Source organism: Streptomyces sp. BK340 (genome assembly GCF_007827595.1).
Taxonomy (GTDB): domain Bacteria; phylum Actinomycetota; class Actinomycetes; order Streptomycetales; family Streptomycetaceae; genus Streptomyces.
On record NZ_VISR01000003.1, the window covers coordinates 339,136 to 356,154 of the forward strand.

Here is a 17,019-nt window from a genome sequence, read left to right on the forward strand (position 1 = left end):
TGTTCGGCCGACGGCCTGCCGCGAAACGGCGAATCGCTCAGGCGGGCTCCGCCACCGGCAGGTCGCTCAGCCAGGGCAGGGCCCCACGGCCGCTCGTACCGAGCCGCGTGTAGGCGCTGTACAGGTGATTGCCGACGGTCCGCACCGACAGCGTCAGCCTCTCGGCGATCTCCCGGTTGCTCAGCCCGGCGGCCGCGAGAGCGACCACCTGCCGTTGCCGGGCCGTCAGCTCGCCGAGCACCAGTCCGGCCAGCGCGGGCGTGCACGCGCCCTGGCAGCGGCGGGCCAGCGCGACCGCGCGGGTCCGGGAGAGGCGGGCGGCGCGCGGGTCACGGTGGGCGCGTACCGCCTGGGCGTGCGCCTCGGCCGCGAACAGCAGGAAGCCGCGGCCCTCGAGCGCCTCGGCGACCCGGTCCAGCGCGGGCCCGTCACCGCGGGCGAGCGCCTCGGCGTGGTGGGCGAACACCCCGTCGTCCGGCAGCCGCCCCGCGACCCGCTCCGGAGCACCGAGGCGTACGGCGTCGTAGCGGGCGAACACGTCGTCCCCGGTGGTCGTGGCAAGTGCGGTCTCGATGTCGCCGCGGGCCGCTGCTGCCCACACGCCCGCTCCGGTCATCTCCCCCAACTGGCCTGCGATTAAGTCGAGTTCTGTGACGCAGCCGGTGTCCTCCGGAGCTGCCCGGAGCCCTTCCCGTGCCCATGCCGCCGCCTCCCGCAGTTCCCCGCGCAGCCGGGCGTACCGGGCCCGCACGACCGCGTATCCGGCGGGGACGGGCAGTCCCTCGGACAGCAGCCAGTCCCCCACCGGAGTGGGCAGGGCCCGCACGTCCTGCAGCTCCAGCCCGCGCTCCAGTGACGCCTGTTCGGCCTGCAGCGCCGGGCGGCACCGGTCCGGTGTGCGGGCCAGCCGCCTGGCCCGCAGCCGGCCGGCGGTGGCGCGCAGGGCCGGGCCGTGCAGGGGGTGGGCAAGGGTGACGGAGCCCTCGTCGTCCACGTCGATCAGGCCGTCCGACTCCAGACGTTCGAGGACGTCCAGGTCGAGCTCGTCCAGGGCGAGCGGCAGGGGTTCGGCGAAGGCGAGCCGGTCGAGCGTCTCGCGCTCGTCGGTGTCGGGCCGCTCCAGGGCGGGGGCGAGGCGGTCACGGATGCTCGCGGTGACCGGGACCGGGCCGCGCCACGCCCACTCGTCGCCGCCCGGGACCCGGGCCAGCCCGCCGGACTGGCGCAGCGCGCCCAGCAGATCGCGCAGCAGCCGTAGATCGCCCCGGCACGTCCGGTGCAGCCGTCCCATGGTGAGCGGTTCCAGAGCGGCCGGGGCGAGCAGTCGGGCCGTGTCCTCGCGGGGCAGCGGCTCCAGGCTCAGGCGGGGCAGCAGCTCCCCCGTCCACAGCCGGGACACCGCGCCGGGCACCGGCACCTCGTCCGTGGCGGTCACGGCCAGGCGGGTGCGTCCGTGCACGGCGAGCTGGTGGAGGAGCGCGGCGGAGGCCTCGTCGAGCAGTTGGGCGTCGTCGACGACAAGGAGCCGCACGCCGGACAGGAGATGCACCGCGCGGTGCAGCGAGACGGTGTCGGGCAGCAGGTGTGCGAAGGCGGCGAAGCGCAGTCCTCGGGTCTCGGGCGTCCCGGTCACCCGGGCGCAGTCCGTTCCGCGCACCGCCTCCGTGATCAGCCGCGTCTTGCCGCAGCCCACCGGTCCGGTCACCACGATGCCGGGCCGTCCGGCCGCCAGCGACCTGCGCACCAGCTCCAGTTCGTCCTCGCGGCCGGTGAAGGGCCAGGGCAGTTCGAGCGTCTTCGCGCCCTGCTCGTAAGTCGTCACACTAACTGGAGCGCGACTACTCAGGTTTGATACAGGGCGACTTGAGTAGCCCCCGACTCAGGCGTTCGGCGCCCGGGGGCGGCAGTCTGTCAGTCCAGGCCACAGTCCGGCACCGGGGGAGCGGGTCGAGGGACGTCGCCTTCGGGGGAGGGAGACGTCCCTCGGCCACGCTGACACGCCGTTCGCCCGGGCGGACGGCGTGTGCGGCTGCGCCGGGACCGCGATGTCAGTGGTGGCCGATAGGTTCGCGGTATGAGTTCAGGACTGAGTGTGTATCTGCTGGACGTCGCCGCGACGCGGGCCCTGGTCGGTTCGGGTGACGACCAGCTCCTCCAGGTCGTCCGCGACAGCTTCGGCGACGAACTCGCCCGCGACGACGACTACTTCCGGTACCAGATCGAGCGGGGCGCCCCCACCGCGTACGAGGCCTTGCGGGCCGTCGTGCACGGCGGCCCGTTCAGCGAGGACAAGGAGCACGCCTTCCAGTACGGCTACGCGTACCGGCGGCTCTGCGAGCTGACCGGCTCCTTCCTGCCCAACGACTCCTTCATGCCGTTCCGGGGCGACTGGCTGTCGGTGGTGGACGAGGGCCTCGCCGCGCTGCGTGTGACCGCCGTGTCCGTGGCGTCCTTCAGCTACTCCGGACTGCCCGATCCGCTGCCGTACGCGTACGTTCCGGGATGCGGCGAGTGGACGCCCGGGCAGATAGCCCGGGCGCTGGAGCAGTTCGAGGCAACCAAGGCGGCCGGCCACGCGCCTCCACTCGAACCCGAGGTCGTCGACGCCGTCATGCAGTGCCTGGGCTGGATGCGGCACGCGGAGTCCCGGCCCGGATTCGGTGTGATCGGGTTCTGCTCCTGACCGGTCTCACGAGGCCACCCGCCCGGCCGGGGAGCCGGCGTCGGGGTGGGCGAGGCCGAGGTGGTCGCGCAGGGTGGTGCCCTCGTACTCGGTGCGGAAGACACCCTGTTCCTGGAGCAGTGGTACGACCTTGTCGGCGAAGGCGTCGAGGCCGCCGGGGGTGATGTGCGGGACGAGGATGAAGCCGTCGGAGGCGTCGGCCTGCACGAAGTCGTTGATCGTCCGGGCGACGGTGGCCGGGGCACCGACGAAAGTCTGCCGGTTGCCGGTGTTGATGACCAGGTCGCGGATGGACCAGCCGTTGGCGGCGGCCAGCTCGCGCCACTCACGGGCGATGGCGATCGGGTCGCGGTACATCCGCACCTGGGCGCGCCCCCGGGAAATGTGCTCCTCGCCGACCAGCGGGTCGACGTCGGGCAGCGGGCCCTCCGGGTCGTGGCCCGAGAGGTCACGGTTCCAGACGAACTCCAGGTGCTTGATGGCGGTGGCCCCGCTGACCTGCTGCCGGCGCACCTCGCGGGCGAGTTCCGCGGCCTCCTCGTCGGTGTCACCGAGGACGAAGGTGGCGGCGGGCAGGATGAGCAGTTGGTCGGGCCTGCGGCCGTACTTGGCGAGACGCCCCTTGACGTCCGTGTAGAAGGCCTGGCCCTCCTTGAGGGTGGCGTACCGGCTGAAGATCGCGTCCGCGCTCGAGGCGGCGAACTCGCGTCCCTCGTCGGACTCGCCGGCCTGGAAGATCACCGGACGGCCCTGCGGGGAGCGGGGGACGTTGAAGCGGCCGTGGATGTCGAAGTGCTGCCCCTGGTGTACGAAGGCACCGGCCTTGGCGTCGCTGAGGAAGGTACCGGTGGCCTGGTCGGCGAGGATCTCGTCGCCGCGCCAGGAGTCGAGGAGTTCGTTGGCGGTGGCGAGGAACTCCTGGGCGCGGGAGTAGCGCTCCTCCTGCGGGAGGAAGCCGCCACGGCGGAAGTTCTCCCCGGTGAAGGCGTCCCAGGAGGTGACGACGTTCCAGGCGGAGCGGCCGCCGGACAGGTGGTCGAGGCTGGCGAACTGACGGGCCACCTCGTAGGGCTCGTTGAAGGTGGAGTTGATGGTGCCGGTGAGGCCGAGCCGGTCGGTGACGGCGGCCAGCGCGGCCAGCACGGTGAAGGTGTCGGGGCGGCCGACGACGTCCAGGTCGTAGATCTCCCCGCCCTGCTCGCGCAGCCGGAGTCCCTCGGCGAGGAACAGGAAGTCGAACTTGGCGCGTTCGGCGGTGCGGGCGAAGTGGGCGAAGGAACTGAACTCGATGTGGCTGCCGGCGGCCGGATCGCTCCACACGGTGGTGTTGTTGACGCCGGGGAAATGGGCGGCCAGGTGGATCTGCTTCAGCGGCTTGCTCATGGCGGTGCGTTCCTCCGGCTCAGGCGACGGCGTAGCGGTTGGCGGGGCGGGCGAGCCCGAGCAGACCGCGCAGGGTGCCGGCCTCGTAGGCGTGCCGGAACAGGCCCCGGCGCTGCAGTTCGGGCACGAGTGACCGGGTGATCCGGGGCAGGTCGTGGCCGAGCACGGCGGGCCGCAGCCGGAATCCGGTCAGGCCGCTCTCCCCCAGTTCCGCCAGCAGGTCGGCGAGTTGGGCGGGGGTGCCGGCGAAGATCCGGGCGTCGCTGGTGTACGACTCCCCCGCGAGCGCGTCGAGGCGCTCGCGGCGGGCCGTGGCCGCGGCCGGGTCGTCGTCGAGGAGGACGACGAGGTCGCCGAAGACGTGCAGGGTCTGCTCGGCGCGGCCTGCCGCGGCCTGCTCGGCGCGTATCTCGGCGACGATCGCGCGGGCCTGGTCGAAGTCGTGCGGGGTGACGTAGCCGATGTCGGCCTGGCGGGCGACGAGCCGGTAGGGAATGGTGTCGTGGGCCAGGGCGGTGACGACCGGCTGTCCCTGGGGCGGGCGTGGCGTGATGGAGGGGCCCTTCACGCTGAAGTGGCGGCCCGCGAAGTCGATGTAGTGCAGCTTGTCCCGGTCGATGAAGCGGCCCGTGGCCGCGTCCCGGATCTCCGCGTCGTCCTCCCAGCTGTCCCAGAGCCGGCGTACGACCTCCACGTGGTCGGCGGCCTCGTCGAACAGCTCGGTGACCAGCTCCTGGACGGACGGGCTGTCGTAGGCGTCGATCAGGGGGATGGTGCGGCGGCCGAAGTGGGCGGCCTCGTTGGGCCGGGCGGTGATCTGCACACGCAGTCCGGCGCGGCCGCTGCTCACATGGTCGAGGGTGGCGATCGCCTTGGAGATGTGGAACGGCTCCGTGTGCGTGGCCACCACCGTCGGCACCACGCCTATGTGCCGGGTCAACGGGGCGACCCGGGAGGCGATCAGCACGGCGTCCAGACGGCCGCGGACCTGGTCCGTGCGCTCGTCCGGTTCCAGAAGGCCGGAGGACTGCAAGCCGAGGCCGTCCTCGATGGTCACGAAGTCGAGCAGGCCGCGCTCGGCCTCGGTGACCAGGTCGGCCCAGTAACCGGCGGTGAACAGGTCCCGGGGCCGGGCCACCGGCTCGCGCCAGGAGGCCGGATGCCAGCCGGTGCCGTCCAGGGCGACGGCAAGGTGCAGGGAAGGGGAGGGAGTTGAGGACACGTGGGTGCCTTCCTGGATGTCCGTACCGGATGTGCGTACGAGAACACCGGCTCGCGGCAGCAGCGGGACGTCGGCGGCGGGCGAGCGCGGCAGGGTGAAGTCCGGGCGTGGGTCCGGCAGGACCGCTGGGGCCGGGGAGAAGTCAGCGGCGACAGAGTGCGCCGGCCACGCGCTGGAGGTCTATGTGGGGCCGGGAGTGCAGGCGGACGGAGCGGTACGGCTGCGGGACGCGCGGTGTGCATACACGGGGCACGGCCCATACCTCCGTACGTCGGGTGGGGCGGGCCGGTCCGGCGTCCGCCTGGCGCATCTCCTCATGACCGGGAACGCCCGGGTGGCACGGGATGTTCCCGGCGGCCGGTCAGGAGTTGTCGAGCGGCAGTCCCGGCGGGTTGACCTCCGCCTTGTCCACGGCCTCGTCCGAGAGGTTGTACGCGGCCAGCCACTTGCCGTACTGCCCGCTCTTGATCAGATGGTTGATGGCGTCGGCGATCGGCTTGGCCAGGCCGCTGTCCTTCTTCGTGGTCGCGGCGATCAGCCCCTGCAGACCGGCCCCGGCACCGGAGTAGGTGCCCGCGCTGCGGGTCGGGTCGGGCGACTTGGCGGTCTGGGTGACGTGGTAGGCGACACCGGGGTTGGCGGAGAAGTAGGCGTCGATCTTGCCGCCGGTCAGCGCCAGGTACGTGGCGTTCTTGCCGGCGTAGTGCTTGACCGTGAGGTTCTTGCCCTCCTTCTTCAGCTTCGCCTGGAACTCCAGGAGGATCTTCTCCTGGTTGGTGCCGTTGTCGACGGCGACCGTCTTCCCGGCGAGGTTCTCGTAGTCGCCGTCGAAGTTCCAGGTGCTCTTCTTCAGCACCTCGAAGCCCACGTTGTCCTTGCGGTAGGAGGCGAAGTCGTACTTCTTCTTGCGTTCCTCGGTGTCGGTGATGTTGGCGAAGCCGACGTCGGCCTTGCCGCTGTCGATGCCGACGAACATGTTCTCCCAGGTGGCGTTGGACAGTTGGGGCTTCAGTCCGAGGACGGCGGCGACCAGACGGCCGAAGTCGGGCTCGGCGCCGGTGAGCGTCTTCTGGTCGCTGCCGACGTAGGCCAGCGGCGGGAAGCCGTCGGGCAGAGCCCCTACGACGATCTTCAGGGTGCCGCTCTTCCGGACGGAGGCGGGCAGTTCGGCGCTGATGGACTTCACCTCGGAGACCTTCAGCTCGGTCTGCCTGGCCGCGCCGTTGGACACCCGGCCCACGGTCACCGTGCCGGCCGGGTCGTTCGTGGTGGCGGCCTCGCTGTCGCCCCCGCAGGCGGCGAGTCCACCGGCGAGGGCGGCGAGGGCGGTCGCCGCGGTGAGGCCGCGTGTCAGGCTGCGTCGGGAGAACTGGGTGGGCATGGCTGTCCTTGTCGTTCGGTGATGAGGGTGCAACAGGGGTGAAGCGGAAGGGAGGTCAGAGGACCTTGCTCAGGAAGTCCCGGGTCCGCTCGTGCTGTGGGTGGTCCAGCACCTCGGCCGGCGGGCCCTGTTCGACGATCCTTCCGCCGTCGATGAAGACGATCCGGTCGGCGACCTCGCGGGCGAAGCCGATCTCGTGGGTGACGATGACGAGGGTGGTGCCGCTGGTCGCCAGGTCCTTGATCACGGAGAGGACCTCGCCGACGAGTTCGGGGTCGAGCGCCGAGGTCGGCTCGTCGAAGAGGATGATGCCGGGCCGCAGGGCGAGGGCGCGGGCGATGGCGACGCGCTGCTGCTGGCCGCCGGACAGCTGCCGTGGGTAGGCGCCGGTCCGGTCGCCGAGGCCGACCCGGGTCAGCAGTTCGCGCGCCAGCTCCTGTGCCTCGGGCCTGGTCAGCCTTCCGGTGGCGACGGGGGCGGCCGCGACGTTGTCGAGGACGGTCAGATGCGGGAAGAGGTTGAAGTTCTGGAAGACGAAGCCGATACGGCTGCGCTGGGCCAGGATCGCGCGCTCGCTCAGTTCCCTCAGCCGGCCCCCGCTGCCGCGCCTGACGCCGATCAGCTCACCGCCGACGCTGACGTGCCCGATCTCGGGCTTCTCCAGATGGTTGACGACCCTCAGCAGCGTGGACTTGCCGGAGCCGGAGGGGCCGAGGACGACGGTGACCTCGCCGGGTCGCACCGTCAGGTCGATGCCGTCGAGGACGCGGTGGGCGCCGTACCACTTGTGGACGTCGTGGATCTCCAGCGCGGCCGGGGCCGGCTGCGGGGTCCGGGTGGTGGTCATACGGCGGCCTCCCGGCGCAGCCGGGCCCTCAGGTCGGCGAGGCCGGTGCGCGCTTTCTGCAGCGGGGTCGGCGGCAGGCCGCGGGTGGCTCCGCGGGCGAAGTACCGCTCGACGTAGAACTGGACGACGGACACGACGCTGGTCAGGAGCAGGTACCAGACGGTCGCGACGAGCAGCAGTGGCACGATGTCGCCCGGGTAGGTGCTGCCCATGGTCTGCACCGAGCCGAACAGGTCGAGCAGGGAGACGTAGAACACCAGGGACGTGCTCTTGATCAGGCCGATGAGCTGGTTGACGTAGTTCGGGGTGATGGACCTCAGGGCCTGCGGGAGGACTATGCGGGTGAACTGGTAGCCCTTCGGCAGTCCGAGCGCGGCCGCCGCCTCGTGCTGGCCCTGGTCCACGGAGAGGATGCCGCCGCGCACGACCTCGGCCGCGTAGGCCGCCTCGTTGAGGCTCAGGCCGACGACGGCGACCGTCAGGTCGGTGGCCAGCCTGGACTCGTCGAAGGTGAAGAAGGCCGGCCCGAAGGGGATGCCGAGGCTCAGCGTCTTGTACAGGGCACTGAAGTTGTAGAGGAAGATCAGGACGACGATCAGCGGTACCGAGCGGAACAGCCAGGTGTAGGTCCAGCTCACCGCCCGCAGCACCGGGCTGCCGGAGAGCCGTGCGAGGGCCAGCAGGACGCCGCCGAGCAGGCCGAACACGGCGCTGAGCGCAGCGACTTCGAGGGTGACGCCGAGCCCGTCGAGGATGGCGGGGCGCAGGAACCAGTAGCGGAAGCGGTCCCACTGGTAGAAGGGGTTCGTGGCCAGTCCGTGCACGATCTGCGCGACGAGCACGAGGACGACGGCGGTGGCGATCCACCGGCCGGGTCGACGCAGGGGCTGAACTCGCTGTGGTGTGAGCGTTTTTGCTGGTCTGTCGGCTGGTGGTGCAGCGGCGAGGGACACGGCGGCGCCTGGGGGTTCACTCATGGCGGGCTCCGGCGGAGTCGGACACCCCGGGGTCGCGGCGGGCCACGCATGAGCTACGACGGCGCAACGGCACGAGGTGGCACACGGGAACGCACGGGAACCGGGGGGCTGGGCGGACGACGGCACACCGCACCAGGGGTGTGCGTCAGGAACGCGGGGGCTGGGAAGTGCTGAGCCGGGAAGTGCGGGGCTGGGAAGTGGGGTCAGCCCCGACAGCGGGCACGGCTGCCCGACGCGGTACACAGTGCGCTGTTGACGCGGAGGAGATCTACGGCGCGGTCGGCGACGAGGAGCCCGGCGTACGGCGGTACGCAGCTCTGGGCGCGGCCCGCGGCCGTCCGGAGAGCTGCGTACATGGCGTCACCTGTCACTGTTCCGGCCCCGCGGGGCCCTCGCGCTTACCGAAGTCGTCGTCCGGTCCGGTCGTCACCTGGGGCACCCCACCGCGATGCGAGGGTTGCCGGTCAGCCAGCCAGGGCTTGGCGCTGACGCTCATGACCGTTCTGTGTGGCCAGTAAAGGCAGTTGACCGTTCACATGTCAACGGCTGTCCGCGGAATGGGACCGCCCGACCTGCTCTCACCTGCTGGAAGTACCCGAGGCGTCCCCGGCGTGCCCCCTCCAGTCCAGGATCTGGACGGCGGCTCCGGCGGCTTCCAGCCCCCGGCAGTGCCCGTGATGGCGGCGGGCGATCCCGTCGAGGTCCAGGTGGGCACCGAAGGCGGGGTGGGCGGCCAGGCGGCGGGCGTGACCCCAGAGCGCCTGGTGGTCTGCGATGCGGTGCACGGCGGAGGCGTCGAGGTGGCAGCGGTGCACGGTGTCCAGCTGCACCAGCGTCACCCACAACTCGACGTCCGCTGCGGTGAGCCGGCCGTCGACGAGGTACTCCTCGCCCTCCAGGTACCGCTCGGTCCGGCCCAGCGTGTCCAGCAGCAGATCGAGCGCGGCCGCCCGCTCCGCGGGATCGGCGTCGGCCCGTCCGGCGCGCTGCGCGGCCTCCTCGATCCCCTCGGCGCAGAGCCGTTCGACGGCTTCGATCTGGCTCTCCGTGCCGCACGGGTACAGGGAGGGGCTCTCCGTGCCGCACGGGTACAGGGAGGGATGCCCGTTGCGGGGGAAGCGGTCCAGGTCGCGCAGGATGTCGGCGCTGTGGGTGCTGACGATGCGCCCGGACCAGTCGTCGCTGAGCACCGGCGCGAGCGCCGGTCCGGTGTAGTGGTGGGCGCTCGCCTCGTACAGCGGGCGCAGGGCGGAGTGACCGCCGCCGGGACGGTCGGGGACGGCGGGCAGGAAGGACACCGGACAGCTGTCGTCGAGGCCGAGGAGGCTGTGCCCGATGGCGAGACGAAGTCCGTCGGGACAGGCGGTGGACAGATGGAGCCGGTAGCGGTGGGCCACGGCGTAGTGGCCGCTGCGCGCGTCCCGGCCGATCCGGCCCCGGAAGGCGGGGGCGGCGCGGTGCGCGGTCGGGACGGCGGCGAGCGGAGTGATGGACATGCGTCTCCCCTGAGGCGGGCGCGCGGACGTACGCGCGGCGGAAGCGTCGTCGGTCGGTGGGTGCGGAGGGACGGTCGGCGGGCCCGGTCCGGTGCGGCGGCGGGCCCGGTCCGGTGCGGTCGGCGGACCCGCTGAACCGTGACGGCCTGCCTCGACCCCGCGGGCTCGACCCCGCAGGCTCAACCCCGAGGGCTGATGGCGCTGCAGACGCGCAGCAGGTCGATGTGCAGGCGGGAGGTGAGAAGGGGTGCGTACAACGGCGTACGGCCCGCTCGGCCGACCACCGTCCGGAGGCGCACCATGTTTCCCTACCTGTTCACTAGGATTCCTTCCTCTGGAGTGTCGATCCGCTGTCGTACGACGTCAAGGGGGCGTCCACGCCTGGGACTCCGGGCGGGTGACGAGGGCGGTGCGGGGGACTCCTCAGAGAGTGCGACATGTGACATAGTACTGATGTGGCGAAGCGACTGACCTGCGATGTCGTGGTCGTCGGAGCCGGAATGGTGGGCGCGGCCTGTGCGCTGTACGCCGCGCGGACCGGCCTCGACGTGACGGTGGTGGACCGGGGCCCGGTGGCCGGCGGCACCACCGGTACCGGCGAGGGCAACCTGCTGGTCTCCGACAAGGAGCCGGGCCCCGAGCTGGAACTCGCCCTGCTGTCGGCCCGCCTGTGGGCGGAGCTGGCCGGGGAACTGGGGGCTTCGGTCGAGTACGAGCCCAAGGGCGGTGTGGTGGTCGCCTCGACGCCCGGGGCACTCGGTGCGCTGACAGACTTCGCCGCGGGCCAGCGCGCCGCCGGTGTCACGGCCGAGCCCGTGGATCCGGCCGAACTCCGCTCTCTCGAACCTCACTTGGCCCCCGGCATGGCGGGCGGCGTCCACTATCCGCAGGACGCGCAGGTCATGCCCGCGCTGGCCGCCGCCCACCTGATCCGCGCCTCCGGCGCCCGCCTGCTCACCGGGTGGACCGTGACCGGGGTGCTGCGCACGGCGGACGGGTCGGTGCTCGGCGTCCGGACGGACCGGGGCGACATCCACGCCCCGGCGGTGGTGAACGCGGCCGGGACCTGGGGCGGTGGCCTCGCCGCACTGGCGGGCGTGCGCCTGCCGGTTCTCCCCCGCCGCGGCTTCGTCCTGGTCACCGAGCCGCTGCCCCGCATGGTCCGGCACAAGGTGTACGCAGCGGACTACGTCGCGGACGTGGCGAGCGACTCGGCCGCGCTCAGGACCTCGCCGGTCGTCGAGGGCACGGCCGCCGGTCCGGTCCTGATCGGCGCCACCCGTGAACGGGTCGGATTCGACCGCTCGTTGTCCCTTCCGGCGGTACGGGCGCTGGCGGCCGGTGCGATCGGACTGTTCCCCTTCCTGGAGCGGGTGTGCGCCCTGCGGACGTACGCGGGATTCCGGCCCTACCTGCCCGACCACCTCCCGGCGATCGGCCCCGACCCCCGGCTGCCCGGCCTGTACCACGCCTGCGGCCACGAAGGCGCGGGCATCGGGCTGGCCACCGGTACCGGGCAGTCGATCGCCCGGGCACTGACCGGGAGGACGCCGCACCTGGATCTCGCACCCTTCCGTCCGGAGCGGTTCGAGGCCGCCGCCACCCCCGAAACGAACGGAGACGACACCCCATGAATCCGAGGGAACTGGCCCGGGCCCGGCCTGGCGCCCCGTTCACCGTCACCTTCGACGGCAGGCCCCTTGAGGCACTGCCCGGCCAGACGGTCGCGGCCGCGCTGTGGGCGGCCGGTGTGACCGCCTGGCGCAGCACGCGTGAAGCGGGCCGGCCGCGCGGGGTGTTCTGCGGGATCGGGGTGTGCTTCGACTGCCTGGTGACCGTCAACGGCCGGGCGAACCAACGGGCTTGCCTGCTCCCGGTACGGCCGGGTGACGTGATCCGCACACAGGAGGGGACGGGCCGCGGCGATGACTGAGCGACCGCATCTCGCCGTCGTCGGGGCGGGCCCCGCGGGGCTGGCCGGAGCGCTGGCCGCGGCCGCGCGCGGCGTGCGCGTGACCCTCCTGGACGCGGCCGAACTGGCGGGCGGGCAGTTCTACCGGCAGCCCGCCGCCGCACTCGGCGCCCGCCGCCCCCAGGCCCTGCACCACCAGTGGCGCACCTGGGAACGGCTGCGGGACGGACTCGACCGGCACATCGCCGCCGGACGGGTCACGCACCTGACGGATCACCATGTCTGGTGCGTGGAAGGCGAGTTGGGGGACTTCGCGGTGCACGCGCTGCGCGGTCCCGCGCAGGAGGAGGGTGTCAGCGTCCGCGCGGACGCCGTCCTGCTCGCCACCGGCGGCTACGAGCGGGTGCTGCCCTTCCCGGGGTGGACGCTCCCCGGTGTCGTCACCGCGGGCGGCGCGCAGGCCATGCTCAAGGGCGGCCTCGTGCTGCCGGGCCGTACGGCCGTGGTCGCCGGGACCGGGCCGCTGCTGCTGCCCGTTGCCACGGGGCTCGCGGCGGCAGGGGCCCGCGTGGCCGCGCTGGTCGAGTCCGCCGGCCCGAAGACCCTGCTGCGGCGGGCCCCGGCACTGGTCGCGCAGCCGGACAAGCTCGCCGAAGGCGCCTGGTACGGCGGCCGGTTGGTACGGCACGGTGTCCGCACCCTGCCCCGGCACACCGTCGTGGAGGCGCACGGCACCGACCGGCTGGAGGCGGTCACCGTCGGTGCGCTCGACCGGGATGGACGGCTCAGGCCGGGCCGCGTCCGCAGCATCCCCTGCGACACCCTCGCGGTGGGACACGGCATGCTGCCGCACACCGACCTCGCCGAGACTCTGGGCTGCACGCTGTCCGGTACGGACGTCCGTGTCGACGACGAACAGCGGACCGACGTACCGGGCATCTGGGCGGCCGGCGAGACCACCGGGATCGGCGGCGCCGCCCTCTCGCTCGCCGAGGGACACATCGCCGGCCGCTCCGTCGCCGCCCGGCTGCACGGCACCACGCCCGATCCGCGCCGTTGGGCCGCGGCCGCTCGCGCCCGCACTCGGCTGCGGGAGTTCTTCGCGGTGCTCGACACGGTGTACGCCCCGCCCGCCGACTGGGCCGGCCGGATCACGGACGACACGGTGGTGTGCCGCTGCGAGGAGGTCACCGCCGGGCAGGTCCGTACAGCCGTGGGCACGCTCGGAGCCGGGGACCTGCGCACCGTGAAGCTGCTCACCCGGGCCGGGATGGGCTGGTGCCAGGGCCGGATGTGCGGGCCCGCGGTGGCCGGCCTGACCGGATGCCCGCTCGCGCCGGGGCGCCGGCCGTTCGCCCGGCCGGTGCCGCTCGGGGTGCTGGCGGACCTGCCCGAGCGCGAGACCGACTGACCGGCGCACCGACCGACCGGTGCCGGAGGCGTGCACACACCTCCGAAGCTCAGTAATATGTCACACTCTATTGGATTGGGGACCACTCATGACCCTTCCGGAGAACCGCCCCTGGCGCGGTGTCCTCGTCGCCACCGCGCTCCCGCTGCGCGCCGACCTCTCGGTGGACCACGACCGGTACGCCGAGCACTGCGCCTGGCTGGTGGAGAACGGCTGCGACGGCGTCGTACCGAACGGCTCCCTCGGTGAGTACCAGGTGCTCACGCCCGAGGAGCGCGCCCGGGTGGTGGAGACGGCCGTGGCCGCGATCGGCGGCGAGCGGGTGATGCCGGGCGTCGCGGCGTACGGCGCCGCCGAGGCGCGGCGCTGGGCCGAGCAGGCGGCCGAGGCCGGCTGCGGGTCCGTGATGCTGCTGCCGCCCAACGCCTACCGCGCCGACGAACGGTCCGTGCTCGCCCACTACGCGGAGGTCGCCAGGGCGGGCGTCCCGGTGGTGGCGTACAACAACCCGATCGACACCAAGGTCGACCTCGTGCCCGAACTCCTCGCCCGGCTGCACGGCGAGGGCCACATCCACGGCGTCAAGGAGTTCTCCGGCGATGTCCGCCGCGCCTACCGGATCGCCGAACTCGCCCCGGAGCTGGACCTGTTGATCGGCGCCGACGACGTCCTGCTGGAGCTGGCCGTGGCCGGCGCCAAGGGCTGGGTGGCCGGCTACCCGAACGCACTCCCCCGGGCCTCGGTCGAGCTGTACCGCGCCGCCGTGGCCGGGGACCTCACCACCGCGCTCCCCCTGTACCGGCAGCTGCACCCGCTGCTGCGCTGGGACTCCCGGGTGGAGTTCGTACAGGCCATCAAGCTGTCCATGGACGTGGTCGGCCGCTACGGCGGCCCGGTGCGCCCGCCCCGCGTCCCGCTGCTGCCCGAGCAGGAGGCAGCGGTCCGCGCGGCCACGGAGAAGGCGGCGGCCTCGGGACTCGCGTGACCGACGGCAGGAAGGAAGGATCGCGAACCGACCACGGGAAGGAAACCGGAGATGCGCAGCAAGCTCGTCCTGCACGCCGTCGACTCGCACACCGAGGGCATGCCGACCCGGGTGATCACCGGCGGGATCGGCACCGTACCCGGTGCGACGATGAACGAGCGGCGGCTGTACTTCCGTGAACACCGGGACCCCGTCAAGCAGTTGCTGATGAACGAGCCGCGCGGGCACTCGGCGATGAGCGGCGCGATCCTGCAGCCGCCGAGCCGCCCCGACTGCGACTGGGGCGTGATCTACATCGAGGTCTCGGGCTATCTGCCGATGTGCGGGCACGGCACGATCGGCGTGGCGACCGTGCTGGTCGAGACGGGCATGGTGGAGGTCGTGGAGCCGGTGACGACCATCCGCCTGGACACCCCGGCGGGGGTCGTGGTCGCCGAGGTCGCGGTGGAGAACGGCGCGGCCACCGCCGTCACGTTGCGCAACGTGCCGTCCTTCAGCGCTGGGCTGGACCGCAAGGCGGTGCTCGCCGACGGGCGGACGGTGACGTACGACCTCGCCTACGGCGGCAACTTCTACGCCATCCTGCCGCTGGAGGAGTTCGGCCTGCCCTTCGACAGGGCCCGCAAGGACGACATCCTCGCCGCCGGGCTTGCGCTGATGGAGGCGATCAACGGGGAGGAGGAGCCGGTCCACCCGGAGGACCCGTCCATCCGCGGCTGCCACCACGTCCACCTGTACGCGCCCGGCGCCACCGCCCGTCACTCCCGGCATGCGATGGCCATCCACCCCGGCTGGTTCGACCGCTCGCCCTGCGGCACGGGGACGAGCGCGCGCATGGCACAACTGCACGCGCGGGGCGAACTCCCGTTGCACACCGAGTTCGTGAACGAGTCCTTCATCGGCACCCGGTTCACCGGCCGGCTGCTGGGCACGACCGAGGTCGCCGGCATCCCCGCCGTCCTGCCGAGCTTCACCGGGCGCGCCTGGATCACCGGCACGGCCCAGTACCTGCTCGACCCGGCCGACCCGTTCCCGGAGGGGTTCGTCCTCTAGCCACCGACTAGAATTCGATGATGCGTGACATGGCACAGAAACCGCAGGACGCGGACGCACCCGTACTCCCCCGGCTGGGCGGCCGGCGGAGCAGTTTCCGCGAGCGGGTCGCCGACGCGCTGCGGGCCGCGCTGATCGCGGGCGAACTCCGGCCGGGCGAGGTCTACTCGGCGCCGTCGCTCGCGGCCCGCTTCGGCGTCTCGGCGACGCCGGTGCGGGAGGCGATGCTCGACCTGGCCAAGGAGGGCCTGGTCGACACGGTGCCCAACAAGGGCTTCCGGGTCACCGCGGTCTCCGACCGGCAACTGGACGAGTACACGCAGATCCGCGCCCTGATCGAGATCCCCACCGTGGTGGATCTGGCCCGCACGGCCGACCGGGTCTCCCTGGAGGCGCTGCGCCCGGCGGCCCGGGAGATCGTCGCCGCCGCCGCGGCCGGCGACCTGATCGCCTACGTCGAGGCCGACACCCGCTTCCACCTCGGCCTCCTCGCCCTGGCCGGCAACACCCACCTGGTCGAGGTCGTCGCCGACCTGCGAAAGCGCTCCCGCCTCTACGGCCTCACCGCCCTGGCCGAGGCGGGCCGCCTGCTCGCCTCGGCCGAGGAGCACCTGGAACTCCTGGACGCCCTGCTGGAGCGCGACGAGCAGGCCGTACTGGAGGTCATGACCCGGCATCTGGGGCATGTGCGCAGCTTGTGGGCGGCGCGGGAGTAGGTCTCTCACCGTCCGACGCCCGGTGGGCGCAAGGAGAGGGGGCCACCGGCGAAGCGCCGGGGCCCCTCACTCGGGCCACTCAGCTCCCGACGAACCTGCCGGGCAACTTCCAGTAGCAGTAACCGGGACCGTTCCACATGTCCCCGTTGTAGGACTCGTCACCGGCCGACAGCAGGTACGAACCCGTCATCTTGCCGATGATGCCGTCCGCGTCGAGACCTTCGACCTTCTGGAACCAGCGGACCATGGCATCGGTCTGCCGACCCCAGTCACCGTCCTCGTCGATGCGGCTGTACGGGGGCTCGCCCCGGCCGGACAGGTAGTTGTGGTGGGCGACGACGTAGTTGAGGTCGTGCTGCGCGCACCGCACGCCTTCGCCGGAGTCCCCGTAGGACAGGTTCCCCACGTTCGGGTCGGCGCTCGCAGTGCTCGTCACACCCAGCACCGAGGCTCCCGCCAGCGCGAGCGCCGCGACGCCCTGGACCGCCCTGCTCTTCATGCTCATCGGCCTCCCCCGCTCAGCTCATGATGTTGTCGCTCGGAAGCTTCCAGTAGCACGGGCCCGGCCCGGTGCTGTACGGGTCGCCGTTCCAGCTCCGGTCACCGGAGTAGAGCAGCGCGTCGCCGGTCTTCCTGCCGACCACGCCGTCCACGTCCAGGTTCCCGTACCAGCTCTGGAACCAGCGCACGTCCGCGTCGGTCTTCGGCCCCCACAGGCCGTCCTCGTCGAGGTGCCTGTAGGGCGGCGGGGAGGAGGGGTTCTGGGTGTCGATGACGTAGTTGATGTCGTGCTGCACGCACTTCACGCCGTCCCCGGACGTCGTGTAGCGGTAGCCGAGGGTCGGGGCGCCCGAGACCGCACTCGCGTCGGTCGCCAGCCCCAGCGCCGTGACGCTCACGGTCGCCGCCGCCACGGCAACCCTGCCGATGTTCCCGATGAGACTCATGTGTCT

18 protein-coding genes and 1 riboswitch are annotated in these 17,019 nt (G+C 72.3%); of the genes, 7 read left to right on the top strand and 11 right to left on the bottom strand.

All coding sequences use genetic code 11. The features are described from left to right. Nucleotides 1-37 precede the first annotated feature (37 nt). Nucleotides 38-1,822, bottom strand: a complete 1,785-nt coding sequence (locus FB157_RS07895; protein WP_145877346.1) for a LuxR C-terminal-related transcriptional regulator — start codon at nucleotides 1,820-1,822, stop codon at nucleotides 38-40. A gap of 252 nt (nucleotides 1,823-2,074) precedes the next feature. Between FB157_RS07895 and FB157_RS07900 the strand changes: the two genes are divergently transcribed. Further along, entirely contained in the window at nucleotides 2,075-2,683 is a 609-nt protein-coding gene (locus FB157_RS07900) for a hypothetical protein (RefSeq protein WP_145877348.1), read from the top strand. Nucleotides 2,684-2,689: 6 nt separating this feature from the next. Here FB157_RS07900 and FB157_RS07905 read toward each other — a convergent pair whose 3' ends face one another. The 8 genes from FB157_RS07905 to FB157_RS49385 form a co-directional block, all read right to left on the bottom strand. Then, nucleotides 2,690-4,066 carry an NtaA/DmoA family FMN-dependent monooxygenase gene (locus tag FB157_RS07905; RefSeq protein ID WP_145877350.1) on the bottom strand — a complete coding sequence of 459 codons (1,377 nt, stop codon included), beginning with the start codon at nucleotides 4,064-4,066 and terminating at the stop codon, nucleotides 2,690-2,692. 19 nt (nucleotides 4,067-4,085) lie between these two features. Beyond that, nucleotides 4,086-5,288 (bottom strand): LLM class flavin-dependent oxidoreductase, encoded by a 1,203-nt coding sequence (locus tag FB157_RS07910; protein WP_145877352.1) that lies wholly within the window; start codon nucleotides 5,286-5,288, stop codon nucleotides 4,086-4,088. 142 nt (nucleotides 5,289-5,430) lie between these two features. After that, on the bottom strand, nucleotides 5,431-5,598 hold the full coding sequence (locus FB157_RS49595; protein WP_385169394.1) for a putative leader peptide: 168 nt from the start codon (nucleotides 5,596-5,598) through the stop codon (nucleotides 5,431-5,433). A gap of 51 nt (nucleotides 5,599-5,649) precedes the next feature. Further along, nucleotides 5,650-6,669 carry a transporter substrate-binding domain-containing protein gene (locus FB157_RS07915; RefSeq protein ID WP_145877354.1) on the bottom strand — a complete coding sequence of 340 codons (1,020 nt, stop codon included), beginning with the start codon at nucleotides 6,667-6,669 and terminating at the stop codon, nucleotides 5,650-5,652. Between the two features lie 55 nt (nucleotides 6,670-6,724). After that, nucleotides 6,725-7,516, bottom strand: coding sequence for an amino acid ABC transporter ATP-binding protein (locus FB157_RS07920; RefSeq protein ID WP_145877356.1), 792 nt, complete (start codon nucleotides 7,514-7,516; stop codon nucleotides 6,725-6,727). Further along, nucleotides 7,513-8,493, bottom strand: coding sequence for an amino acid ABC transporter permease (locus FB157_RS07925; RefSeq protein WP_145877357.1), 981 nt, complete (start codon nucleotides 8,491-8,493; stop codon nucleotides 7,513-7,515). The genes FB157_RS07920 and FB157_RS07925 overlap by 4 nt, the downstream gene beginning before the upstream one ends. A 389-nt stretch (nucleotides 8,494-8,882) precedes the next feature. Continuing rightward, a riboswitch (SAM riboswitch) is annotated at nucleotides 8,883-8,993 on the bottom strand. 78 nt (nucleotides 8,994-9,071) lie between these two features. Further along, nucleotides 9,072-9,989, bottom strand: coding sequence for a glutathione S-transferase C-terminal domain-containing protein (locus tag FB157_RS07930; RefSeq protein WP_145877359.1), 918 nt, complete (start codon nucleotides 9,987-9,989; stop codon nucleotides 9,072-9,074). A 179-nt stretch (nucleotides 9,990-10,168) separates the two neighbouring features. After that, nucleotides 10,169-10,291 carry a putative leader peptide gene (locus FB157_RS49385; protein ID WP_315903810.1) on the bottom strand — a complete coding sequence of 41 codons (123 nt, stop codon included), beginning with the start codon at nucleotides 10,289-10,291 and terminating at the stop codon, nucleotides 10,169-10,171. A gap of 153 nt (nucleotides 10,292-10,444) precedes the next feature. On the opposite strand from FB157_RS49385, the gene FB157_RS07935 reads away from it, so the two are divergent. From FB157_RS07935 to FB157_RS07960, 6 genes are all read left to right on the top strand, one after another. Beyond that, nucleotides 10,445-11,623, top strand: coding sequence for an FAD-binding oxidoreductase (locus tag FB157_RS07935; protein WP_145877361.1), 1,179 nt, complete (start codon nucleotides 10,445-10,447; stop codon nucleotides 11,621-11,623). Continuing rightward, nucleotides 11,620-11,922, top strand: coding sequence for a (2Fe-2S)-binding protein (locus tag FB157_RS07940; protein ID WP_145877362.1), 303 nt, complete (start codon nucleotides 11,620-11,622; stop codon nucleotides 11,920-11,922). Before FB157_RS07935 ends, FB157_RS07940 begins: the two co-directional genes overlap by 4 nt. After that, entirely contained in the window at nucleotides 11,915-13,312 is a 1,398-nt protein-coding gene (locus FB157_RS07945; RefSeq protein WP_145877364.1) for an NAD(P)/FAD-dependent oxidoreductase, read from the top strand. The genes FB157_RS07940 and FB157_RS07945 overlap by 8 nt, the downstream gene beginning before the upstream one ends. An 88-nt stretch (nucleotides 13,313-13,400) precedes the next feature. Further along, nucleotides 13,401-14,297 carry a dihydrodipicolinate synthase family protein gene (locus FB157_RS07950; protein ID WP_145877366.1) on the top strand — a complete coding sequence of 299 codons (897 nt, stop codon included), beginning with the start codon at nucleotides 13,401-13,403 and terminating at the stop codon, nucleotides 14,295-14,297. A gap of 51 nt (nucleotides 14,298-14,348) precedes the next feature. Continuing rightward, nucleotides 14,349-15,350 (top strand): proline racemase family protein, encoded by a 1,002-nt coding sequence (locus tag FB157_RS07955; protein WP_145877368.1) that lies wholly within the window; start codon nucleotides 14,349-14,351, stop codon nucleotides 15,348-15,350. Nucleotides 15,351-15,367: 17 nt separating this feature from the next. Next, nucleotides 15,368-16,066 carry a GntR family transcriptional regulator gene (locus FB157_RS07960; RefSeq protein WP_385168687.1) on the top strand — a complete coding sequence of 233 codons (699 nt, stop codon included), beginning with the start codon at nucleotides 15,368-15,370 and terminating at the stop codon, nucleotides 16,064-16,066. Between the two features lie 79 nt (nucleotides 16,067-16,145). Here FB157_RS07960 and FB157_RS07965 read toward each other — a convergent pair whose 3' ends face one another. Both FB157_RS07965 and FB157_RS07970 read right to left on the bottom strand, forming a co-directional pair. Continuing rightward, nucleotides 16,146-16,565: a peptidoglycan-binding protein gene (locus FB157_RS07965; RefSeq protein WP_222440919.1), complete on the bottom strand. Its 420-nt coding sequence runs from the start codon at nucleotides 16,563-16,565 to the stop codon at nucleotides 16,146-16,148. Between the two features lie 19 nt (nucleotides 16,566-16,584). Beyond that, entirely contained in the window at nucleotides 16,585-17,013 is a 429-nt protein-coding gene (locus FB157_RS07970; RefSeq protein ID WP_145877373.1) for a peptidoglycan-binding protein, read from the bottom strand. Nucleotides 17,014-17,019: the final 6 nt, after the last annotated feature.

Excerpts from the sequence above, each read along its gene's own strand:
- FB157_RS07900 (WP_145877348.1), top strand. The coding sequence starts at position 2,075 with ATGAGTTCAGGACTGAGTGTGTATCTGCTGGACGTCGCCGCGACGCGG.
- FB157_RS07905 (WP_145877350.1), bottom strand. The coding sequence starts at position 4,066 with ATGAGCAAGCCGCTGAAGCAGATCCACCTGGCCGCCCATTTCCCCGGC.
- FB157_RS49595 (WP_385169394.1), bottom strand. The coding sequence starts at position 5,598 with ATGCGCCAGGCGGACGCCGGACCGGCCCGCCCCACCCGACGTACGGAG.
- FB157_RS07915 (WP_145877354.1), bottom strand. The coding sequence starts at position 6,669 with ATGCCCACCCAGTTCTCCCGACGCAGCCTGACACGCGGCCTCACCGCG.
- FB157_RS07920 (WP_145877356.1), bottom strand. The coding sequence starts at position 7,516 with ATGACCACCACCCGGACCCCGCAGCCGGCCCCGGCCGCGCTGGAGATC.
- FB157_RS07925 (WP_145877357.1), bottom strand. The coding sequence starts at position 8,493 with ATGAGTGAACCCCCAGGCGCCGCCGTGTCCCTCGCCGCTGCACCACCA.
- FB157_RS07930 (WP_145877359.1), bottom strand. The coding sequence starts at position 9,989 with ATGTCCATCACTCCGCTCGCCGCCGTCCCGACCGCGCACCGCGCCGCC.
- FB157_RS49385 (WP_315903810.1), bottom strand. The coding sequence starts at position 10,291 with ATGGTGCGCCTCCGGACGGTGGTCGGCCGAGCGGGCCGTACGCCGTTG.
- FB157_RS07940 (WP_145877362.1), top strand. The coding sequence starts at position 11,620 with ATGAATCCGAGGGAACTGGCCCGGGCCCGGCCTGGCGCCCCGTTCACC.
- FB157_RS07945 (WP_145877364.1), top strand. The coding sequence starts at position 11,915 with ATGACTGAGCGACCGCATCTCGCCGTCGTCGGGGCGGGCCCCGCGGGG.
- FB157_RS07950 (WP_145877366.1), top strand. The coding sequence starts at position 13,401 with ATGACCCTTCCGGAGAACCGCCCCTGGCGCGGTGTCCTCGTCGCCACC.
- FB157_RS07955 (WP_145877368.1), top strand. The coding sequence starts at position 14,349 with ATGCGCAGCAAGCTCGTCCTGCACGCCGTCGACTCGCACACCGAGGGC.
- FB157_RS07960 (WP_385168687.1), top strand. The coding sequence starts at position 15,368 with ATGATGCGTGACATGGCACAGAAACCGCAGGACGCGGACGCACCCGTA.
- FB157_RS07965 (WP_222440919.1), bottom strand. The coding sequence starts at position 16,565 with ATGAAGAGCAGGGCGGTCCAGGGCGTCGCGGCGCTCGCGCTGGCGGGA.
- FB157_RS07970 (WP_145877373.1), bottom strand. The coding sequence starts at position 17,013 with ATGAGTCTCATCGGGAACATCGGCAGGGTTGCCGTGGCGGCGGCGACC.